General features: G+C 28.9%; 17 protein-coding genes. 10 read left to right on the top strand and 7 right to left on the bottom strand.

Annotated features, from left to right (window positions below; all coding sequences use genetic code 11):
* The first annotated feature begins 76 nt into the window (after nt 1-76).
* A complete protein-coding gene (locus ACN0WY_RS16890) occupies nt 77-385 on the top strand; it encodes a hypothetical protein (RefSeq protein WP_330488032.1) in 309 nt (102 codons plus the stop codon).
* A gap of 381 nt (nt 386-766) precedes the next feature.
* Nucleotides 767-3,133 (top strand): outer membrane beta-barrel protein, encoded by a 2,367-nt coding sequence (locus ACN0WY_RS16885; protein ID WP_417801128.1) that lies wholly within the window; start codon nt 767-769, stop codon nt 3,131-3,133.
* A 433-nt stretch (nt 3,134-3,566) separates the two neighbouring features.
* On the opposite strand, the gene ACN0WY_RS16880 is transcribed toward ACN0WY_RS16885, so the two are convergent.
* From ACN0WY_RS16880 to ACN0WY_RS16865, 4 genes are all read right to left on the bottom strand, one after another.
* Nucleotides 3,567-3,998, bottom strand: a complete 432-nt coding sequence (locus ACN0WY_RS16880; protein ID WP_330488030.1) for a hypothetical protein — start codon at nt 3,996-3,998, stop codon at nt 3,567-3,569.
* A gap of 31 nt (nt 3,999-4,029) precedes the next feature.
* Nucleotides 4,030-5,154 carry a hypothetical protein gene (locus ACN0WY_RS16875; RefSeq protein ID WP_417801127.1) on the bottom strand — a complete coding sequence of 375 codons (1,125 nt, stop codon included), beginning with the start codon at nt 5,152-5,154 and terminating at the stop codon, nt 4,030-4,032.
* A gap of 466 nt (nt 5,155-5,620) precedes the next feature.
* Entirely contained in the window at nt 5,621-6,790 is a 1,170-nt protein-coding gene (locus ACN0WY_RS16870) for a helix-turn-helix domain-containing protein (RefSeq protein ID WP_417801126.1), read from the bottom strand.
* Between the two features lie 114 nt (nt 6,791-6,904).
* The gene (locus ACN0WY_RS16865; protein WP_330488027.1) at nt 6,905-7,267 is read right to left on the bottom strand and encodes a helix-turn-helix domain-containing protein; all 363 of its coding nucleotides are present in this window, start codon (nt 7,265-7,267) and stop codon (nt 6,905-6,907) included.
* A gap of 197 nt (nt 7,268-7,464) precedes the next feature.
* On the opposite strand from ACN0WY_RS16865, the gene ACN0WY_RS16860 reads away from it, so the two are divergent.
* The 7 genes from ACN0WY_RS16860 (at nt 7,465) to ACN0WY_RS16830 (ending at nt 15,190) form a co-directional block, all read left to right on the top strand.
* Nucleotides 7,465-7,659: a TIGR04149 family rSAM-modified RiPP gene (locus ACN0WY_RS16860; RefSeq protein WP_330488026.1), complete on the top strand. Its 195-nt coding sequence runs from the start codon at nt 7,465-7,467 to the stop codon at nt 7,657-7,659.
* A gap of 64 nt (nt 7,660-7,723) precedes the next feature.
* Nucleotides 7,724-9,241: a radical SAM peptide maturase gene (locus ACN0WY_RS16855; RefSeq protein WP_417801125.1), complete on the top strand. Its 1,518-nt coding sequence runs from the start codon at nt 7,724-7,726 to the stop codon at nt 9,239-9,241.
* Nucleotides 9,238-10,500: a TIGR04150 pseudo-rSAM protein gene (locus ACN0WY_RS16850; protein ID WP_330488024.1), complete on the top strand. Its 1,263-nt coding sequence runs from the start codon at nt 9,238-9,240 to the stop codon at nt 10,498-10,500. The genes ACN0WY_RS16855 and ACN0WY_RS16850 overlap by 4 nt, the downstream gene beginning before the upstream one ends.
* The gene (locus ACN0WY_RS16845; RefSeq protein WP_330488022.1) at nt 10,485-11,024 is read left to right on the top strand and encodes a hypothetical protein; all 540 of its coding nucleotides are present in this window, start codon (nt 10,485-10,487) and stop codon (nt 11,022-11,024) included. The genes ACN0WY_RS16850 and ACN0WY_RS16845 overlap by 16 nt, the downstream gene beginning before the upstream one ends.
* Nucleotides 11,025-11,093: 69 nt before the next feature.
* Nucleotides 11,094-13,157 carry a S41 family peptidase gene (locus ACN0WY_RS16840; RefSeq protein ID WP_417801124.1) on the top strand — a complete coding sequence of 688 codons (2,064 nt, stop codon included), beginning with the start codon at nt 11,094-11,096 and terminating at the stop codon, nt 13,155-13,157.
* A 613-nt stretch (nt 13,158-13,770) separates the two neighbouring features.
* Entirely contained in the window at nt 13,771-14,610 is an 840-nt protein-coding gene (locus ACN0WY_RS16835) for a hypothetical protein (RefSeq protein WP_417801123.1), read from the top strand.
* A 10-nt stretch (nt 14,611-14,620) separates the two neighbouring features.
* Nucleotides 14,621-15,190: a hypothetical protein gene (locus ACN0WY_RS16830; protein ID WP_417801122.1), complete on the top strand. Its 570-nt coding sequence runs from the start codon at nt 14,621-14,623 to the stop codon at nt 15,188-15,190.
* Here ACN0WY_RS16830 and ACN0WY_RS16825 read toward each other — a convergent pair.
* Nucleotides 15,187-15,873: a DUF2927 domain-containing protein gene (locus ACN0WY_RS16825; protein WP_417801121.1), complete on the bottom strand. Its 687-nt coding sequence runs from the start codon at nt 15,871-15,873 to the stop codon at nt 15,187-15,189. The genes ACN0WY_RS16830 and ACN0WY_RS16825 overlap by 4 nt on opposite strands.
* Nucleotides 15,874-16,428: 555 nt before the next feature.
* On the opposite strand from ACN0WY_RS16825, the gene ACN0WY_RS16820 reads away from it, so the two are divergent.
* Nucleotides 16,429-16,641: a hypothetical protein gene (locus ACN0WY_RS16820; RefSeq protein WP_417801120.1), complete on the top strand. Its 213-nt coding sequence runs from the start codon at nt 16,429-16,431 to the stop codon at nt 16,639-16,641.
* Between the two features lie 83 nt (nt 16,642-16,724).
* On the opposite strand, the gene ACN0WY_RS16815 is transcribed toward ACN0WY_RS16820, so the two are convergent.
* Both ACN0WY_RS16815 and ACN0WY_RS16810 read right to left on the bottom strand, forming a co-directional pair.
* Entirely contained in the window at nt 16,725-16,973 is a 249-nt protein-coding gene (locus ACN0WY_RS16815) for a hypothetical protein (protein WP_417801119.1), read from the bottom strand.
* An 86-nt stretch (nt 16,974-17,059) separates the two neighbouring features.
* On the bottom strand, nt 17,060-19,108 hold a 2,049-nt coding region (locus ACN0WY_RS16810), incomplete at its 5' end, for a polymorphic toxin type 50 domain-containing protein (protein ID WP_417801118.1).

Genomic DNA, 19,108 nt, shown 5'->3' with positions numbered 1-19,108 from the left:
AGTTATATGTTTTTTTTAGCGAAAGCAAGTGTGAAATTAACATTTTTTCAAGTTAATTTTAGTAAGTTTACAAGTAATGAAAAAAGGATGGTTAAAGAATAGCGTAACCTATTTATTCCTTGTGCTTTTTCTATCAGTGAAAATGACAGGAATTCATGTATTGATGCATACAGATGATATGGATCATGCAGTACATTGTACCATGTGTGACCATAGTATAACACATGATTTAACTCCTGCACTTACTCCTAATTTCCAAAATTTAATTATTGATAGGTTTGAAATTATAGTTCAAAAATCAATTATTAAAAATTACAGGTTTATTGCTATAAGTAATTTTACTTTATATAAATTCTTCTCCAGACCTCCTCCTTTGTTAGTATAATTTTTTAGAGAAAAACAAAGTATAAATATCATCTTGGTTTTTATAAGTTATTCTAGTTTCTTTTAATGATAGCGTAATCAAAAGTTAAAACCTTTGGATTATAAAATGCGTCTAAATATTTAGAGCAAGTAAAAAGCTATGTGTAAAGAAAAAACATTTCCACATTCAATTTTTTGAAAATAATTGCAACTTTTTAAAAGGAGTTGAAGAATATTTTATGCAACTAATTGTAATGAAAAACTTCTAGAACTTAAAAAATCAAAAAAAAATAAGTCATTCTTAAGTAGTACTTAATATTTAGGGATTTGTGTAAAACGAGAAACTAAATATGTTGAATGATTATAGATAGTAAATCTATCTAACCAAAAAATAAATTAAATAATGAAAAATTATATCAAAATACTTGTACGTTACTTTTTAATTCTTTTCCCATGGTTTGTTTTTTCACAGGAGGTTGAAGTTAAAGGAGTCGTTAGTGATGTTACAAATCAAGTATTACCAGGTACAACTATTTTTATAAAAGGAAGTAATAAAGGAACAGTAACCAATTTAGACGGGAAATATTCAATAAAAACAACTAAAGGAGCTGTTTTGGTATTTTCTTTTGTAGGAATGATTACGAGAGAAAAAAAAGTAACTGATGAAGAAAAGATAAATATAACCTTAAAAGAAGATGTTAATGCATTAAAGGAAGTAGTAGTTAATTTTAAAAAACCACTTATTGAAGCTGGTAAAGGTAAATTAACATTTAACCTAAAAAAATCTACTCTTACAACAGGACAATCTGCTCTTGATATGTTAAAAAAATTACCAGGCATAAATGTAGGACAAAATGATGCTATTTTATTTAGAGGGGCGTCTGGGGTAAATATTATGATAGATGGTAAAATGACCTATTTATCTGGAGGACAATTGTCAAATTTATTAAAAGGAATGAGTGCTGAAGACCTTAAAAAGATAGAATTGATAACATCACCAACAGCCGAGTTTGATGCAGCAGGTAATACAGGTATAATTAACATTGTTCTCGAAAAAAAAATAAAAAAGGGTTATGCAGTCAATTTACGAACTACCATTTCAAAAGGGAAATATTGGATGACAAACGAAAATATTTCGGCAAGTTTACGTACAAAAAAAGTAAATTTATATGGTTCTTTTGATTATAATACGCCTCATAGATTTACCAAAAATAAAAGTGGAAATACCATCAATGAAAACGGAGAATCTCTGTGGCTTAGTCGTAAAAACGAAAGTAACTATAAAATAAAATATTATACTTGGCGATTTGGAACTGAATGGCAGTTTTTACCTAAACATAGTTTAAGTATTAACTATCATGGCTACTTTGATGACTTTAAAAAACAAAATTATTCTACAGTTAATAAATTTAATAATCTCAAAGAATTACAATCTTACACATTAACAGATAATAAAATAATTGAACCTTATCATTACGATGCGGGGAGTATGCACTATCTATTTGTAATAGATTCTCTAGGAAAAAAATTAACAGCAGATGCTAATTATACATCCTATCGAAATTATTCAGATGGAATACTGATAACAGATAATTATGATGCAAATCAAAATAAATTAAATACCAATGTACTCAAGTCACATCAACCAGGAAATGTAGATATTTTTTCAGCACAGATTGATGCTAATTTGCCTTTTAAGAAGTATGTTATTAAAACAGGTCTTAAATATGCTAAGGTTAAAAATGATAATCAATACGAATTTGAATCGTTAGAAGAGGGGGGGTATGAAAAAGTACCAGCATTAAGTAATCACTATAAATATAAAGAACAGATTGTAGCAGCATATATAACAGGATCAAAAGAAATAAATAAAACAACAATAGATGTTGGGCTTCGTGTAGAAAATACCAAAGCAGAAGGGTATACAGTAAAAGAAAATGAAACAAATGAATGGCAATACACTAAGCTGTTTCCCTCTTTTTCAATAGGACAAGTTTTAAATAAAGACAATAAAATAGATTTTTCGCTTAATAGACGTATCAATCGTCCATCTTACACCGATTTAAATCCAGTACGATGGTATAGAGATCAGTACTTCTATTATTCAGGAAACCCTAATTTAGTACCTGAATTGGCTTGGGTATATTCGTTTACATATAGCCTAAAAAATAACTATGTTTTTTCAGCAACGTATAACCAGAGTGATAATTTTATAAATCGAAGGCTTTTGGTAGATGATAATGGTACTACTATTAAAAGTCAAAGTGATAATTTTGGTAATCGAGAACGTTTTGATTTTACCGTATCAACCCCATTTAAGTTATATTCGTTTTGGAACTTACTTTTCTTTTCAGACATAAGTTATACTACGTATCCTATTTCACAAGTTTCAGGAGAAAAACAACTATCAAAGTGGGCTACAACATTTACATTACAACAAGATATTTCCTTGCCAAAAGACTATAAAATGAATCTTTCTGCACACTGGTTTTCATCGGAGTTACTTGGTTTGTACAGTACAAAAGCAACAGGTTATGTAGATTTCGGAATTAAAAAAACATTTCTAAATAAAAAATTAGTAGCGCAACTGACTATAAGTGATGTATTTAACACCAACCATTATGAAGCCTATTCTCAAAGTGATATTATAGATTATTACTATAATAACAAACCAGATTCAAGAAGGTTTGGTGTGACCTTACTTTATCACTTAGGAGGAAATTTAGTGAAAGAAAATAGAAAAAAAACAGAAGAACAAAAAAGGTTATGATTTTTTCTAAGGTAAATTCTTAGATTAAGATTTAGCAGAGTTCTTAAGAAAAAACAAAGAATGCCATCTTTTTAGAGCGACATTCTTTGTTTTGATTTGATTGTTTTTGAGTGAAATATTTAATTTTTTCATTAAAAGAAATCATATTAATTAATTCCTCACAGAGTAAACCCTTCGAGGATTATTTATATTTCCAAACAAAAATTTTAAACAAAAAAAATACAATTAAAATAGTACCAATAAATAGAATGAAAATTTCCTTAAATGCTTTTTTGTTTTCAGGATTCATATATTTTATTATTGAAAATTATATTTTAAGTAATTCACGATTTTTTAACTGCTAATTTAATATATAGAGCTATATTTTTCAATATTTTAAAGAAGAACAAGCCTCTTAATAGAGGCTTGTTTTTTTAGTTTTTAGTGTGCAGTTTTAATTTCTGAAATCAGTTTTTTTTCTAAACACCATATTGATGCGGTACTTAGCTTCACTCCCAAAGATATCTATATCATTGCCACCACCTACACCCAAAGTTCCAGCAGTTGCATTATAAGCATCCACATACGCAAAGCCTAGTTTAGATAGTGCGTTTAATAAATCGGTTTGGTTTCTTATTCTTAATTTTTTTCTATTTTGAAGTAATGTTTCTAATTCTTCTAAGATATTTTGATAATCAGATTTTTTAGAGTCTATGGTAATATTTATACCCCCTAATAGTTTAGTGTTTTCAGAGGTTATAACTACATATTCTGGTAAGTCATTAACGTTTATGATACTTTTATCTACATGTTTAAGTTCTTGTGCTGATAATGATATAGATGTTAATACGATGATTACTGTTAAAATGTTTTTTATCACTTTCATTGTTTATTGGTTTTAATTGTTATTTAGGTTTTTATTGTTCTATAAATTTGGTGGCAACAGTCCAGTTTTTTATTTCTTGGTCTTTCATCCAGTACATGTCGTCCGCAGGGGCTGATTCTAATGTTAAGAAGTAAAAGTCAGGACCTTTATCAATACCTAAACACATTGTGAAATAAGTTAATTGATATTGGTGAGCTGGGTGATCTTTAGGTAAATCATTTGCGCTTATTCCATTGCCTCCCCAAGAGTGGATACCTAGCTTAGCCCCTTTAGTTACAATGCGTTCTTTACCTGCGCAAAACAAGTCTACTCCGCCTGATGAAATTTCACTGTCTGCCAATACCTTGGTGTTCAATCCTGCTTCACGAATTAACCTTCCTGTATGCATATTTACTTCATCGTTAACTGAGCCTGGTACATTTTGTAAGACAACGGTATTAACTTCTGGATGTTCTTTTATCAGGTCTTTAAATTGTTTATAGGCTTTGGTACCCAAGGTTCCGTTTAGAAAAACTTCCTCTCCTTTTACTTTTAAAGTGGTATCTCCCATTCCTACTAACTCTTCGCCAGCTATTAATTTAAAGGGTACTGTTTTTTCAGTATTTATATATTTTAGTCTTCCTTGACTGGTGAACTTTTTGTTGTTATCTGTTACATACATTTTTGCTTGGGAAGTTCCGGAGGCACGTACAGCTTTTTGCATTTCTTCTTGGTTTTCACCAAAATCCATAATATGTCCTTCTATAAGGATAGCTTGCAAAAGGTTTTCTTTTTTTTCTTCAAAATCACCCATCTGTAATAAGGTATATTGTTGATTGTTTTCTTTAAAAACGGTAATGGCAAACATCTGTTTTTTATTGCGTTCTGGCATAAAAAACGTTACTGCTTTGATGTCGTTACCTATGGTAAGTCCGTAATTTTTGGCAGCATTCATCTGCTCAGTAACCACACTATCTATATTTGCTTTGGTAATATTAGTATCAAATTCAGTAAAATTTGCCCAACATTTTTCTTTGTACCAGTAGCCTTTTTTTCTTTCACATTTTTTGAGACTATTCGCTTTTTTTGTTTTTAATAATTGTTTAAGCGATTGTGCCTGCACATTACTAGCTAATGAAATAGCCAGGATAATCATAACGACTACGATTTTACTCATAATTATTCTCATTTTTTAAAATTTTTAAAGATTAGGTAGCCTACATATAGTGTTACAATAAGTAAGAAGGGGAGTATAAAAATCAAATCTACTCTGATTACTGTATTAGTGTAATTAGTATTTGTAATCCATTTTTGTATTTGAATCTCCCAAACTATATAACTGCTCCACAATAAGAACAAGAAAACCAGTAGAATTTTGTTCGTTTTGTTTGTAAACCTGTTCATGCTGTATAGCTATTTGTTTTTGCCATACAAAGATTTCTGAAAAAAAGTAATCAGCCTAAAAATGGGGGAGAGCAGAGGTTTGGATTTCGGATTTCAGTACAAAAAAACTATAAAATGGAGTGTTTATGTACATAATTCAGGAATCAGGACAAGGTGTTTTGAATTTGAGAACCCTTAAGATAGAAAAGTCAAAACCAAAATAGAGCTATTTAAGTTCTTTATATAAGATAAAAAATATGTTAGCTGTTTTGTTTTTGATATAGTGTAGGTGTTGTACCTACAATTTTCTTGAAAGCTGCATAGAAGGCACTCTTGCTATTAAAACCTACTTCGTTAGAAACTCCTTCAATACTTAAGTTTTGAGCTATTGGAGAAAGTAATAATTCTTTAGCTTTTTCAATCCTGAAGGTGTTAATATAAGTGTTGAAATTTACGTTACGTACTTTATTAATGGCACTAGAAACTGTTTTTGGATGTTTTTTAACAGCTTTAGCTACTTCAACAATTGTGAGGTCTTCTTTTATATAAAGTTTATTCAGTATTATATAATCTGTAACTTTTTTAACTAACAATTCTTGTTTTTCTAGGCTTTCTTTTTCCTGAACTTCTCCTTTTTCTGGTGTAAAATTAGAAGTTTTCTTATTATTTGATAGTTGGCTAGTAGCAGTTATAGTTGTACTACTGGATACTACATTCTGAAACAACGGAGAAATGTTTTTTTGCAAAATACCTCGAAGTGAAACCCAATAGAGTAAGGCAACATTCACTAATGAAAAAAGGAGAGCAACCCAAAATGATTCTTTAAAAAAAGCAGCAAAAATACTAGAGATTATAAATAGCAGCCCAATAATAACAAATAACTTTGCCCATTGTAACTCCCTCTTTTCCGTTTTTGAAAATTGATTATGTACTTCTCCTATATGTAAATTAATCCATTGAACAGTTTTTATTGCTATCCAGATAGAATATAATATACCCAGTAACGAGAACAGTAAATAAGGAATTGATTCGTAAATAGTAGTTTGGATTTCAAGAGGGAAAAAGAAAATTATTAACTGAAAAATAAAGGATAGTATTCCGGGGTATAAATAAATATAATTAGATTTTTCAGGAAATACAGAGATATGCCTAACATATTTGTAAAATAACGGAAACATCAACCAAATAAAGTCAAATGGTAAATAGGTAAGTTGCGGGTAGTATTCTACCAGTTTAATGTCTGTTAGTATAGAAGGTATAAACTCTAATGAATAAGCTAAAATAAACAACCCCAAGAATAGAGTAGACTTCCTTTTACTTTGGTGTACAAATAATAATAACGACCCAAGAATAACTCCTTGTATTACGCCAAGAATATCTATAAGGGAAATTATGTTATAGTTTAAATCCAAAATTGTATAAAAATGCAAAGATGGTAATTTTTTAGCTCGGGTGAATTTAAACGGTAGAAAAATGATATGCGAATAGAGGAGAGTAAAATTGAAGAAATTTTATTCGTAGAAATTTTTAGCTACTAGCAATTACTAACAGTGTTTTTTTTCTAAATATTTTAGCCTGTCTATTAACGAGGAAATCATCTCATCTCTTTGTTTTATGGATTTTTCATAATTAGCAATAAGCTTTTCATAATAGTCTTTAGTTTTGATATCTTTTTTTTGTATAGGTAACTTTCCTTGACGTAAAATGAAGCATTGAGTTTGTAGTTTTTCAACCAAGTCAAAACCAAAATAGGAACTTAGTTTGTATAAATGTTGGCATGATATTTTACTTTTTCCGCTTTCCATATTAGAATATGTTCTTTGAGGAATGTCAAGGTAGTCGGCAACTTTTTGTTGAGAAATATTTTTCTCTTCTCGAATTTTTTTTAAGGTATATCCAATTTCCAAAATATAGTCAATTTTTTTTATCCTCTAAATTTAGAAAAAAAATGCTAAAGCCTAGTATTTTTTTTCTAACCATCTGTAAAATATTGTTTTACGTTTAGAGGGTGGTTTGAAGAAGTTTTTTTAAAAAACATATAATTCAACCCTAGGCGAAAACCGAAAAGCCTTTAACGAGTAGGTATCTCATAAATTCTATAATCATGAAGAATTTAAAATTATCAAAGCTAAATCATAATACACTTAGTAATGACCAACTAAAAAGTGTTTATGGAGGAGGATGTACTTGTGGTTGTTTTTATGCCAATTGTGGTGGGTCTAGTGTAGCGGCAAACAGCAGCGCAAACGCAGCTGACAATTTGCACTCAATTGGTCGCGGCGAACAAGGGCCTTGTTAGAGGGCAATTATAAATACAAGTGATGCTGGCATCACTTGTATTTTACAACTAAAAAAAAATTAAAATGTTAAACTATTGCACTTTTACATCAAACAATGGGAATCATTATTTTTATGATAAAGAAAACCGCATGCACATATGCCATCCTATACTAGCATGGTTAATTGATAATCCCGATTTTATACCACCTAAAAATGAAAATAATGTAATTTATTTAAAAGGGTATGGAGAGGTATTATATGATGAATTAACTTATTATCTAAAAAAATATCACGTTTTTGTTAAAAATGGATATTTTAACAAAGAAAAGAAAGATGAAAAGTTTTTATCAAAGAGATTAACTGAGTTAGATATAGAGAAGTCTCTTGCAAATATGCGTCAAGTTACTTTTGAAGTTACCGATTTTTGTAATATTGATTGCGAATACTGCTTTTATAGCTCTCTTTATAGGGATTATGATGAAAGAAATAATAAAAAACTAGATTTTCAGCTAGCTAAAAACCTTATAGATTTTTTAGTTCCTAAATGGAATTCTTCTTTAAATACATCGTTAGATAAACTAATATATATAAGTTTTTATGGGGGAGAGCCCTTATCTGGTATTCTAGTTATTAAAAAGATTGTCAATTATATCAAGTCATTAGATGTTAAAAAAAATAGGTTTGTTTTTACAATGACAACGAATGCAGTTATGCTAGCAAAGCATATGGATTTTATAGTAGAGAACAACTTTAATTTATTAATTAGTTTAGATGGAGATAAAGAAAACAACCAATACAGATACCTAAGAAATGGTAAAAGTTCTTATGATATTGTTGTTAAAAACATTGATTTATTGCGAGAGAAATATCCCGATTATTTTAAAACTAACGTAAACTTTAATGCAGTTATTCACAATAAAAATTCTGTTGAAGAAGTAAATGAGTTTTTTAAAGAGAGGTATGGAAAAGCACCCTCAATAGGAGATCTTAATACTTCAGGGATTGCTCCTGAATATCAAGAAAAATTCTTAGAGATGTACGCAAATTCTCATCATAGTTATACCAAGGCAAAAGATAAAAAAGTATTAGAAAATGACATGTTTTTAAACTTGCCAATAATTAAAGAAATGGCTGGGTTTTTATCTACAAGAAGTGGGAGTGTATATCAAGATTACAATGATTTAACAAGTACTAAAAGTTATGTTTCCCGAAAACCTACAGGAACTTGTACTCCGTTTTCAGTAAAAATGTTTGTGACTGTAAATGGAAAATTACTGCCTTGTGAAACGGTAGGACATCAAAATGGACTCGGGCAGGTAAATCGTTTTGGAGTAACTATTGACTTAAAAGATATTACAGAAAGATACAATACTAGTTATAATATTGTGGAGTCAAGATGCAACTCGTGTAATTTAAATGATTCGTGTTCTCAATGTATGATATATAATCATAGTTTGGATCTTGATTCTGCTTATGCTCCTCCGTGTAGTTCATATAAAAATGATAAAAAATTTACAGATGAACTTGCTGAAAAAGTTTCTTATTTGGAAAGAAATAGAAATATATACGAAGAAATAATGACTAAAGTTATAACGATATGAGTCAAGAATCTTGCCTAATTATTGAACCAACGGTATCAATTTCCATAGTAAATAACGATTGTTTTTTGTACGATACTTTAAGTAAGAATAAAATAGAGTTTAAAGAACAGCCAGCGCTTATTAGTTTTTTAAATAAAGTAAGTGCAAACAATAATGTGATTAGATATTCATTAGAGGAAAATTCATCAGAAATAAACAATTTTGTAAAATTGATAAAGGATCATTTTATGGGAGATCTGATTCCTATAAATAAACTAAGCGATTTGCCTTTTCAAATGACAAATATTATAAATATTCAAAGAGATGAATCTAAATTAAGAACTGGAGATTCAAATTCATTGTCAATTGGTGAAAAAATAGTTTCCTATTTAAAAGAATTAAACATCCTTTTAAATAATCAGAAAAATGATGCTTTTTTAGAAAATGCTTACAATCAATTTTTATATTGTGGTAAGAATGAGCCTAGTAATGAACAATTGGACTATGATAAGTTACTCCGTTTTTTAGAAAAGATAAACTTGAATGAATTGACAAGTATAAATCTTACTGGTTCAGACATTTCAGCATATGAAAATATAGACAAGTTTTTAATGTATTTAGAACCATTTAAGCTCACTAAAAACTTATTTTTTCACATCGATGTTTTTAATGATCAAATAGATAGTTTAAAGCGATTACTTACTATTATTAATAATAAGTTCTGGTATAATGTTGTGCTATTTGTACATGTGAAGCATATAGATTTATTAAAAATAAAGAATGCTATTAATGTACTTACTGAAAAAAGAATTAAGCATAGGTTCCATTTTATTATAGAAAATGAAGAAGATTACTTTTCATCTGAGGCCACAATAAATGAGTTTAAAATAAGTGCTTATTCTATTTTACCTTTTTACAATAAAAAAAATATCGATTTTTTTGAAAAACATATCTTTCTGGAAAAAGAAGATATTTTAGCACAAGAACTAACCTTAAGAAAGGTTAACACTTTAAAAAAAGTTAATCCAAACTTTTTTGGAAAATTATATGTAGATAATTCAGGAAATATATTTACAAATGTTAATTTAGAAGCAGTTGGACATATAGCGTTAAATTCTGTAGCGGATATATTACATACAGAATTAGATAAACAAAAGAGTTGGTTTGATATTAAATTAAATGACGATGTTTGTTCAAATTGTGTTTACAATACCATTTGTCCGCCAAAATCTAATTATGAATATTTTTTTAATAAAAGTAATTTATGTACAGTAAGATAGGCTTTGCTATTCTCGTATTAATTAGTATTAATTATACGAATCTTAATGCTCAGAATTCTAGAGTAGGAGAGGTTCATACGTTTAATTCTAAAATTAGCCTTCAACCTTTTATAAAGTCCCGTGATATCGTTACTGGTAGCGAGCTAGAATCTTATGATAAACCCATTGCTTTTTTATTTTGGTTATCTAGTTGCAGACCTTGTATTAATGAGTTTAATGCTATACAAAAAAATAAAATATACGATGAAATTAAAGGGAAGATTACAATGATTGTTGTTTCAGATGATACGCCAAATAATTATAATACCGCTAGGTTGATAGCTCAAAAAAATAACTGGGATTTTAACATGTATTTTGATAAGTATTTTCGATTAAGAAATAACCTTTTAAATTATTGGTATGGTGTTCCTCAAGTTTTGATAATGGATAGCAACAAAAAAATTGTTTTACATAAATTTGGATATAAAAAAGGAGATGAGGTTTTACTCTTAAAATCCTTATCTAGTCTTATTAATTCAGATTAACTCTAAGGTTTTTTTAATACTTCGTAGGAAGAGTTAATAGCAGTTTTTATAAATCAAATCAAATTATTGATGAAAAAAGAAGTAATATTTCTTTTAATCGCATGCTCTTTTTCTTTGTTTTCAATGTCTCAAGATGTATCCGATGTATGGATAATTAAAGGGAAAGATATTGGTTCAGGAATAATTTTTACACCTCAAGATTATATAAAAAAGGAATTAAATTATAGTAACCTTTTTGTTACTGCAAAAGAAAATTCTGAAGTAATTTCTCCAATATCTGGAAAGGTAGAAACATTGGATTATTCATATTACAACACCCTATCATACTCTTCTACATATGATATTCCAGAGATAAATGATTCACTGAAACCTTTAGAAAAAGATAGAAAAATTAGAGAGATTATTGCAAATAATCAAAAGTTAACGCCTAGTAGAATATCGGTACTATTAAGTATTAAGGATGAAAAAGGGAGGGTGTATAGATTTTTAGGGATAAGACCTTTTAAGTTTTTTAAAACGGGTGATAAAATAAGAAAAGGAGAAACCATAGGGTATGTAGGTTATTCCTACCATTCTGTAGAAGCACCTTCTATAATGTTTTCAGTAGATTATAAAGGGAAACCTGTGGATCCGATGGGAATATTTGGACTTACAACTACTTTTTTACCATCTTCAAAAAAAATAAAAAGACCTAGTTCTTATAAATTTTCTAAAAGTGAGTTGCTAAAGGATTTTATCGTTTTTAAAAACTCTTTGGAAGAAAGTCATCCAGGACTATATGATTATATATCTAAAAAAGAGTTAGACAGTGTTTTTGATTCGGTAGAAAAAAGATTGAAAAACTCAATGACTTCTCATCAGTTTAAAGCATCTTTAATGGGAGTATTAAAAGAGATTAGAGATAGCCATACAAACATAATTTCAAAAAAGAATCCCTCCAGAAAAATTACGTACCCACCTGTATTATTTGGAGTTACAAACGACAGTGTGATAGTTTATGCAACTCATCCGGATTATAAGCAGTATTTAAACAAGAGAATTGTTCGTATTGACCAAAAAGATGTTAAAAATTTAATTTTTAAGATAAGAAAACTTGTTTATGGAGGAGATGGGTATATCAATACAGTAGAAAAAAGAATATTGCTTTTTGATTTTTGGAAATATTATCACTTTATATCTTCAGAAGATGGTACAGATGAGTTAAGTCTTGAATTTAGTGATGGTTCTCGACAAAACTTTACGTATGTTCAAACCACTCTTAAAAGTTATGAACCAAATTACCAGCATTATTCAGCAAACTCTAATTTTTATGTATCTAACTTTAAGAATTCTACTTATTTACTTGATATCAATACATTTGAGCTTACAGATAAAGACATCGATAGTATAGGGAGGTTTATTAAAAGTGTAAATGAGTTAGAATCGAGTAAGTTAATAATAGATGTTAGAGATAATTTGGGAGGTGAAGTTAACAATATAGAAAGATTATACTCTTTTATAGCAACCGCTCCTTTTTCAGTAACACAATATCAAAAAGTAAATTCAAATACCACATATCAAAGTTTTAAACATAGTTTAAATATACCTCAGAACCATGTGTTATTTGAGAATTATAGATATAGTGGAAATAAAAATGAGTATATCTTAGCTCAAGATAATTTTCCAACGATTAAACCAAATACAGAAATAAATTTTAAAGGAGACGTTTATCTTTTGATAAATGAGTTTTCTCAATCAGCATCGACTATATTTCCAGCTCTTTTTTTTAAGCAAAAAAGAGGAGTGATAATAGGTAGAGAAACAGGATCAACCTATTACCAAATGAATGCTTTAAAATTTAATAGGGTACACCTAAAACATACAGGTCTTGAATTGCGTATCCCTCTTGTAAAAGTTGTCTTTGATGAAGATGTAGATAAAGATATTCCATGGGGCAGGGGAGTTATTCCCGATTATATTGTTAGCTTACAATATGAAGCGTTTTTAAAGGAGACGGATCCAATAATAAGCAAGGCTCTGTTTTTAATAGAAAGTAAAAATACCTCCTTTCAAGAACGAGGGCATTTGACAAGCGTTTTAATATTAGTATTAGTTTTGTGTATCATCTTTTTTAAAAAGTTTTTTGTTCAGTAGCTACAAACTCACTAAGGAAAACCTATAAAATCCAAGAGAATCGCCATAAATTCTATAATTTGAGCTTCGATAATCAGAGGTGTTAAACCTGTAACCTTAATTAGTTTGCTAAGTATTAGCATTTTTGATAAAAAAACTTCCCTCTTACTTTTTTAAATCTATTTTAAAATATTCAATTTCAAACTACCTTGTATAACTCTACTTGGGCAAGCTCAGTAATCATTTCATTTTTAAATAATTCCCTTTATTAGAGATACTAAAACAAAAAAAGCATACTCCTAAAAACAACAAAACCACAACATTACTGTTGTGGCTTCGTCTTTATCTATTATTTTAATAATTTAATTGCTAGTTACTTACTTTTATTTGCCACTAGTAAATACTAGCGGGAGCGGGGAAACTTTACGCTTTATTCTTTTAGCTAAAATTCCGCTTAAAAAATTTATTCGTTATGAACTCGCTTCTCGTGGATATGATGAAAAATTTAATCGGGTTGGATTTGATAAGGCTGAAAAGATTTGGTTGAAATAATTGAATATTATAGAGTCCCTATTTAGGGACTCTTTTAGGTTAGAATCAATATATTTGCTTTAATAAATTTAAATTGCATAATATGAAAAAAAAGACTCTATATGTTTCAATATTTCTTTTTTTGACATCATTGATTAATGTTAGTGGTCAATCTAAAACGGACTACTTAAAACCTAAAAAGAAAATGATTAAGGAGGCTTTATATAAAGTCAAAAACGGTCAATTAAAAAATAGGGATGAGGTTCTAGCTTCTAATATTGATAAGTATACAATTTATGACAAGAATGAGAAAGTAATTGAAAGTGGAAGATATAATCCTAATAATGGGGCTTTGTATGAAAAAACTATATACAATAGAGATAAGAACGGAAATGCCATAAAAGCAATCAAAAGAGAATCATCTGATAAAATTAAAAATTATTGGACTTATAAATATGATTCAAAAAATAATTTAGTTGAAGTAAAAACTTACAATGTTAAAAATGTTTTAACTAAAACTCAATCAAATAAATATGATCGTGAAGGTAATAATATAGAAATGATTTTGGGTTCACCTAACAGTAATGGTGCTTGGAAGTATATTTATAAATACAATGATAAAAAAGAAAGAATTGAACAATTAAAATATAAACCAGATGGTAGCTTAAAAGATAAGAGAGTATATTCTTATGATAAGAATGGAAATGAAGATGTTCAAATTAAATTTAGCACAGGTGGTAGTTTCACTAAATTTATTTCAACATATGATGAAAACAATAACTTACTAGTACAAGATTGGTTTAATGAAAAAGGAGAGAAAATACACCAAACATCTTTTGAATATGTTTATGATAAGTTTGGAAATTGGATTACTAAAAAAAGAAGTTCAAAAGGTGTATTAAGTATGATTTGGGAACGACAAATTGAATATTATAAAAAATAAGCTAAAAAACATGAATTTTGGAAAACACTGTGATTTATGTGAAAATCAAAAAACAAATTTTTATAATGGAATAACATGTAGTTTGACTGGTTTAAAAGAATCGTTTAATATTGTTTGTCCAGACATCAAGCTTGAAGAAAAACTTGAAAAGAAGTTAGATATAGTAAATATTAATGTTGAAATTAATAGACAAAAAAAAAGTTCAGTTTATTTCTTTTTTTATGTTTCAATTATAATTGGTTTCTTTTTAATTATTGGAGGTGTTTTAATTTCAAAATCTACAGTAGTTAGTGTGTATGCGACATACATTACTTTTGGTGTAATTAGTTTAGGAGTATCATTTTTAGGTATAGGCTATGAGAAACTAAATAGATTTAGGGATAAAGAAAAAAAAGATAACATCGAAAAAAACAAAATAGATAAGCTACTTAGCCTTTATAAAATTAATTATGAACCAATCATTACTTTTGGAGAAAAACGACATGGAGTTCAAGAAATAACTATAAATATTCAAGTTAAAAATGGAGATATAAAAAGTTATGTTAACATTTATAAAAAGAATGAAATGTATAACTCTTAATTCTTGTCTCTTTCTTCTTGAAATATTTTTTTAATTACATTATTTACCTGCTTTAAATTTAAACCTGGTTTCATTTCAGGATGATATAATAATTTTATTACATCTCTATCTATTTTTGAATATTCATTCATCATATTACTTTCTTCATTTTTATTTTCAAAAAAAATACTATTTGGATGCGAAGTTGGATCATTAGCTAAACCTAAACTTTGAGTAATCTCTTCTAAAATAGTAGATTGTTGGATTTCGATAGAGTCTACTTGATCTATGTAGATATAAGCTTCGTCAATAACATTTCTTGCTCTGTCATATCTCATATTTACAAAACCTGAAACTTCATAATCAATATCTTCATTAAACATTTTATAAAACCTTGGATTTAGTTCAGCAACCTTATCTTTACCACAAAGATAAATAAATGTATTACTGCTCTTTTCATTATTGCTTAACTCTATTTTAAAACCATCTGTAACTAAATTATTAATAGCGTAAATAGTTTTCTTTATCGCTTTTATTTGATTTTCATTTTCTTTTCCTTTGTATATATAAATTTTCATTGGTTTAGTCCATTTTACAATTTTTTTTGGAGTATCATAAAATTCAGTTTTTAAAGCAACCTCACTAAAATAGCTTATTAATTCTTTCTCATACTTATTAGGAACATAACTAAATCTTGTTTTCAATATAAAAACAATTAGACTTGTTAAAAGAATAATTAAAATAAATGTATTTATCTTCTTATTAAACATTTTTTATATACTATTATTTCTGTTGATCTTTATAAAACTTAGCGTGAGGTCCAGTTTTAGGGCGATTTTTAATATCTATGGATTTTTCTATCTACTCACAACGATTTCAAGTTCAAAAAGCAATGAGAATTCAAGAAAACAGGAAAACCTACTGCCAAAAATGCCATTACTATCAAAGAACTTCTATTTCTAATATGAAGTAAGATAGAAAATTTCTCTCTTACTTTTTTAAACCTAGTTTAAAATATTCAATTTCAAACTACCTTGTATAACTCTACTTGGGCAAGCTCAGTAATCATTTCATTTTTAAATAATTTTCTTATAAGGAACAACTATTCGTAAAAACATCTTGTAGATAGCATTGCCTTTATTAGAGATATTAAAACCAAAAAAGCATACTCCTAAAAACAACAAAACCACAACATTACTGTTGTGGCTTCATCTTTATCTATTATTTTAATAATTTAATTTCTAGTTGCTTACTCTTATTTGCCGCTAGTAAATACTAGCGGGAGCGGGGTTTCACCCGATTACCTTATTAACGGAACTTTAGAAGATAAAGCAAATGTTAATATTATTGATGAAAAATTGTTAGCTCAATTTAAAAAAATAGAAAGGATGCCAGAAGATAAAAAACTACTTTTAATTGAGTTTCTTGATGGTTTCATCTTTAAAACTACCGTACAAAACTTAACGCAATAATTCTTAAAACAATCAAAAGACCACATTACAATTATATAACGTGGTCTTTTTTTTATTCCTTTCAGTAGTATCTATCTTACAAACTAGCTTACTAAACTATCTTCAATATGTTCTCTAGTCATAAAAACAGTTTCATCTAATAGTTTATTTTTTTCCTTATCAGAATCCCATACTAAATTATCTTCTTTACATTTTTCAATAAAAGATAAATGAGAACAAACCTCAGTAGTTATTTCTTCAACTATTTCTATATCATTTTCACTTGGCTTGTCTTTAAAAAACACCCTCATATGATAACTATTAGAAGACCAGCTAATACTTATTAATCTCATGTTTGAGTTAATATTTCCAATTAAAGAATTATATGTTGCAAATAATATTTCTTGTCTTAGTTTATTTATATTCATATTTATATTTTTTAATTTGGAGCTGAAGGTACTATATGCGCTCCTGATTTTGAGTTGTGAATTATACCATTAGTAGTTTCCACAAATTCCTTAGTAGCAGTATTATAATACCTTCCAATAGTTTGACCAAAATCTACCCTTGTTTTAACATCGTTAATAACTGAAGAACCTTTTACATCACCAGATTTAAAACTATCTAGTAAATTTTGAGCATCAGAGTCTAATATACTAGGTTGCTTTCCATTAGATAATTGAGTTTTATAATTATTATGTCCTTCAATATGCTTACCCTGTTTTCCTTCATTAATCTTACTTGAAACACTACTATTCCCAGAAGATTCACTCCCACCACCTCTGTCAAATTTTGAGCCATCAGCGGCTTGGTTATTACTAGCATTATTCATCATATTAGCTCCTAAAGCTATTTCAGCACCTCCTTTAAGTATTAATCCTCCACTTGCTGTTGCTGTAACACCTGCAACTGGAGCACCTACTCCAGTTGCAGCTACTGCTCCAGAACCTGCTAATCCTGCTCCACCTGCTCCAACATTAACTGCGCCATCTGCCATCAGTACAACACCTGCTATCTGAGAAACTGCATGACCACTCTTAACACCTGTACCATAAGAAGCTGACCCTGTATCGAATGTATTCCTTAGGTTGGTTCCGATAGTATTATCAACCACTGTTGCTAAAAAGCCCTTTAGCGCATCACAGCACATTTCTACTTGGTTACCATCTGGATCTACATAAATAATAGGGTTATTTAAAGCATAGGTATATGTTGACTGATTATAATATTTTTCAGCTAGTGCATCTGGAGTAAACCATCTCCCTAATTCAGGATCATAGAATCTAGCTCCATAATCATATAAATCTAACCCTAAATCTTCGTTTAATTCTTTACCATTATACTTCCACTTCTGAGCTAATGAATTTCCAGTAGACTGAGTCACATTATTATACCCTTTTTGCTTTAATCCAAAAGGATAATAGTGATTTTCCTCTATAATCTCGGTACTAGCATCTATAATTCCATTACCATTGCTATCTGTATATGAAAGTCTAACATTACCCACATGGTCTTTGTATTGATATACGTAACTGAAAGAGTTGCCGCTTTTTTGCACATAGCCTTCTGGATGTGAGAAAAACTGTAGCTCATTATTCTCATATATAAAGCCTCCTGCATAGTCTGTTATTACGGTAACTCCATTCTCTATTTTTTTCTTTCGAAGCTTAGTACCCAAAGCATCATATACATTTTCCAGTCTATTACTACCTATATCAATTCTTTCTGGTAAGTTTAAATGGTTGTAAGTAATATTGGTGATACCTTTACGAGTACTCGTTTTCATATTCCCATTTATGTCATAGGTAAACGAACCTGCTTTACTTCCTGATAAACTCTGTAATTTATTTGTGTTATTGTAAGTATAGGTAAAATTATCGTCTGCATCAATTACCCTATTACGTTGCATCTTTAAAATGTTACCATTCTTATCATACGTAATTGGATTCAGGTTTCCAACGCTATATTCGCCTGTATTGTCGATGGCACTTAGTAGCCTATTTAATCCATCATATTTGTATGAGTATGTTTTGGTACTGGTATCAGTATTTAAAGTATTCCAAGAAGTCTCCGCTATATTCCCGTTAAACAGGGGCGTAGCACCATTTTGAGGCTTGTTGTAGTTGATCCTAAAGTTAAACAAATCGTTGTCATTTTTACCATCTTCGTTAATGTTTTTTAACCAACCGCGTACGTTGTACGAATAATCTACCTCTTGTAAAGTACCGCCAACCTTTTTAGTTTTTAGTTGTCCTAATTGGTCATATACATTGCTAGCAATGGTTTCGGTAGCTTGACTATTTATTTTTTGGGCTTGTTCAAGTACTCTTCCCATATGGTCATAATTAAAAGTATCTACAATCACGATGTCAGTATTTCCTGACTTTTTATGCGTGGTTTTGGTTTCTAATACTTTACCAGAAAAATCTAGCTTACTCTCTACAATATCGGTAGTTTCTAATTCATCATTTTTAGAATACACATAAAT

It is taken from the genome of Tenacibaculum sp., from assembly GCF_048269885.1.
Taxonomy (GTDB): Bacteria; Bacteroidota; Bacteroidia; order Flavobacteriales; family Flavobacteriaceae; genus Polaribacter.
The sequence above is the reverse complement of the archived record's forward strand: the minus strand, read 5'-3'. Positions and strand labels throughout refer to the sequence as shown.

Bases quoted from the DNA above. Each gene is read 5' to 3' on its own strand.
- ACN0WY_RS16890 (WP_330488032.1), top strand. From the start codon at position 77: ATGAAAAAAGGATGGTTAAAGAATAGCGTAACCTATTTATTCCTTGTG.
- ACN0WY_RS16885 (WP_417801128.1), top strand. From the start codon at position 767: ATGAAAAATTATATCAAAATACTTGTACGTTACTTTTTAATTCTTTTC.
- ACN0WY_RS16880 (WP_330488030.1), bottom strand. From the start codon at position 3,998: ATGAAAGTGATAAAAAACATTTTAACAGTAATCATCGTATTAACATCT.
- ACN0WY_RS16875 (WP_417801127.1), bottom strand. From the start codon at position 5,154: ATGAGTAAAATCGTAGTCGTTATGATTATCCTGGCTATTTCATTAGCT.
- ACN0WY_RS16860 (WP_330488026.1), top strand. From the start codon at position 7,465: ATGAAGAATTTAAAATTATCAAAGCTAAATCATAATACACTTAGTAAT.
- ACN0WY_RS16855 (WP_417801125.1), top strand. From the start codon at position 7,724: ATGTTAAACTATTGCACTTTTACATCAAACAATGGGAATCATTATTTT.
- ACN0WY_RS16850 (WP_330488024.1), top strand. From the start codon at position 9,238: ATGAGTCAAGAATCTTGCCTAATTATTGAACCAACGGTATCAATTTCC.
- ACN0WY_RS16845 (WP_330488022.1), top strand. From the start codon at position 10,485: ATGTACAGTAAGATAGGCTTTGCTATTCTCGTATTAATTAGTATTAAT.
- ACN0WY_RS16840 (WP_417801124.1), top strand. From the start codon at position 11,094: ATGAAAAAAGAAGTAATATTTCTTTTAATCGCATGCTCTTTTTCTTTG.
- ACN0WY_RS16835 (WP_417801123.1), top strand. From the start codon at position 13,771: ATGAAAAAAAAGACTCTATATGTTTCAATATTTCTTTTTTTGACATCA.
- ACN0WY_RS16830 (WP_417801122.1), top strand. From the start codon at position 14,621: ATGAATTTTGGAAAACACTGTGATTTATGTGAAAATCAAAAAACAAAT.
- ACN0WY_RS16815 (WP_417801119.1), bottom strand. From the start codon at position 16,973: ATGAGATTAATAAGTATTAGCTGGTCTTCTAATAGTTATCATATGAGG.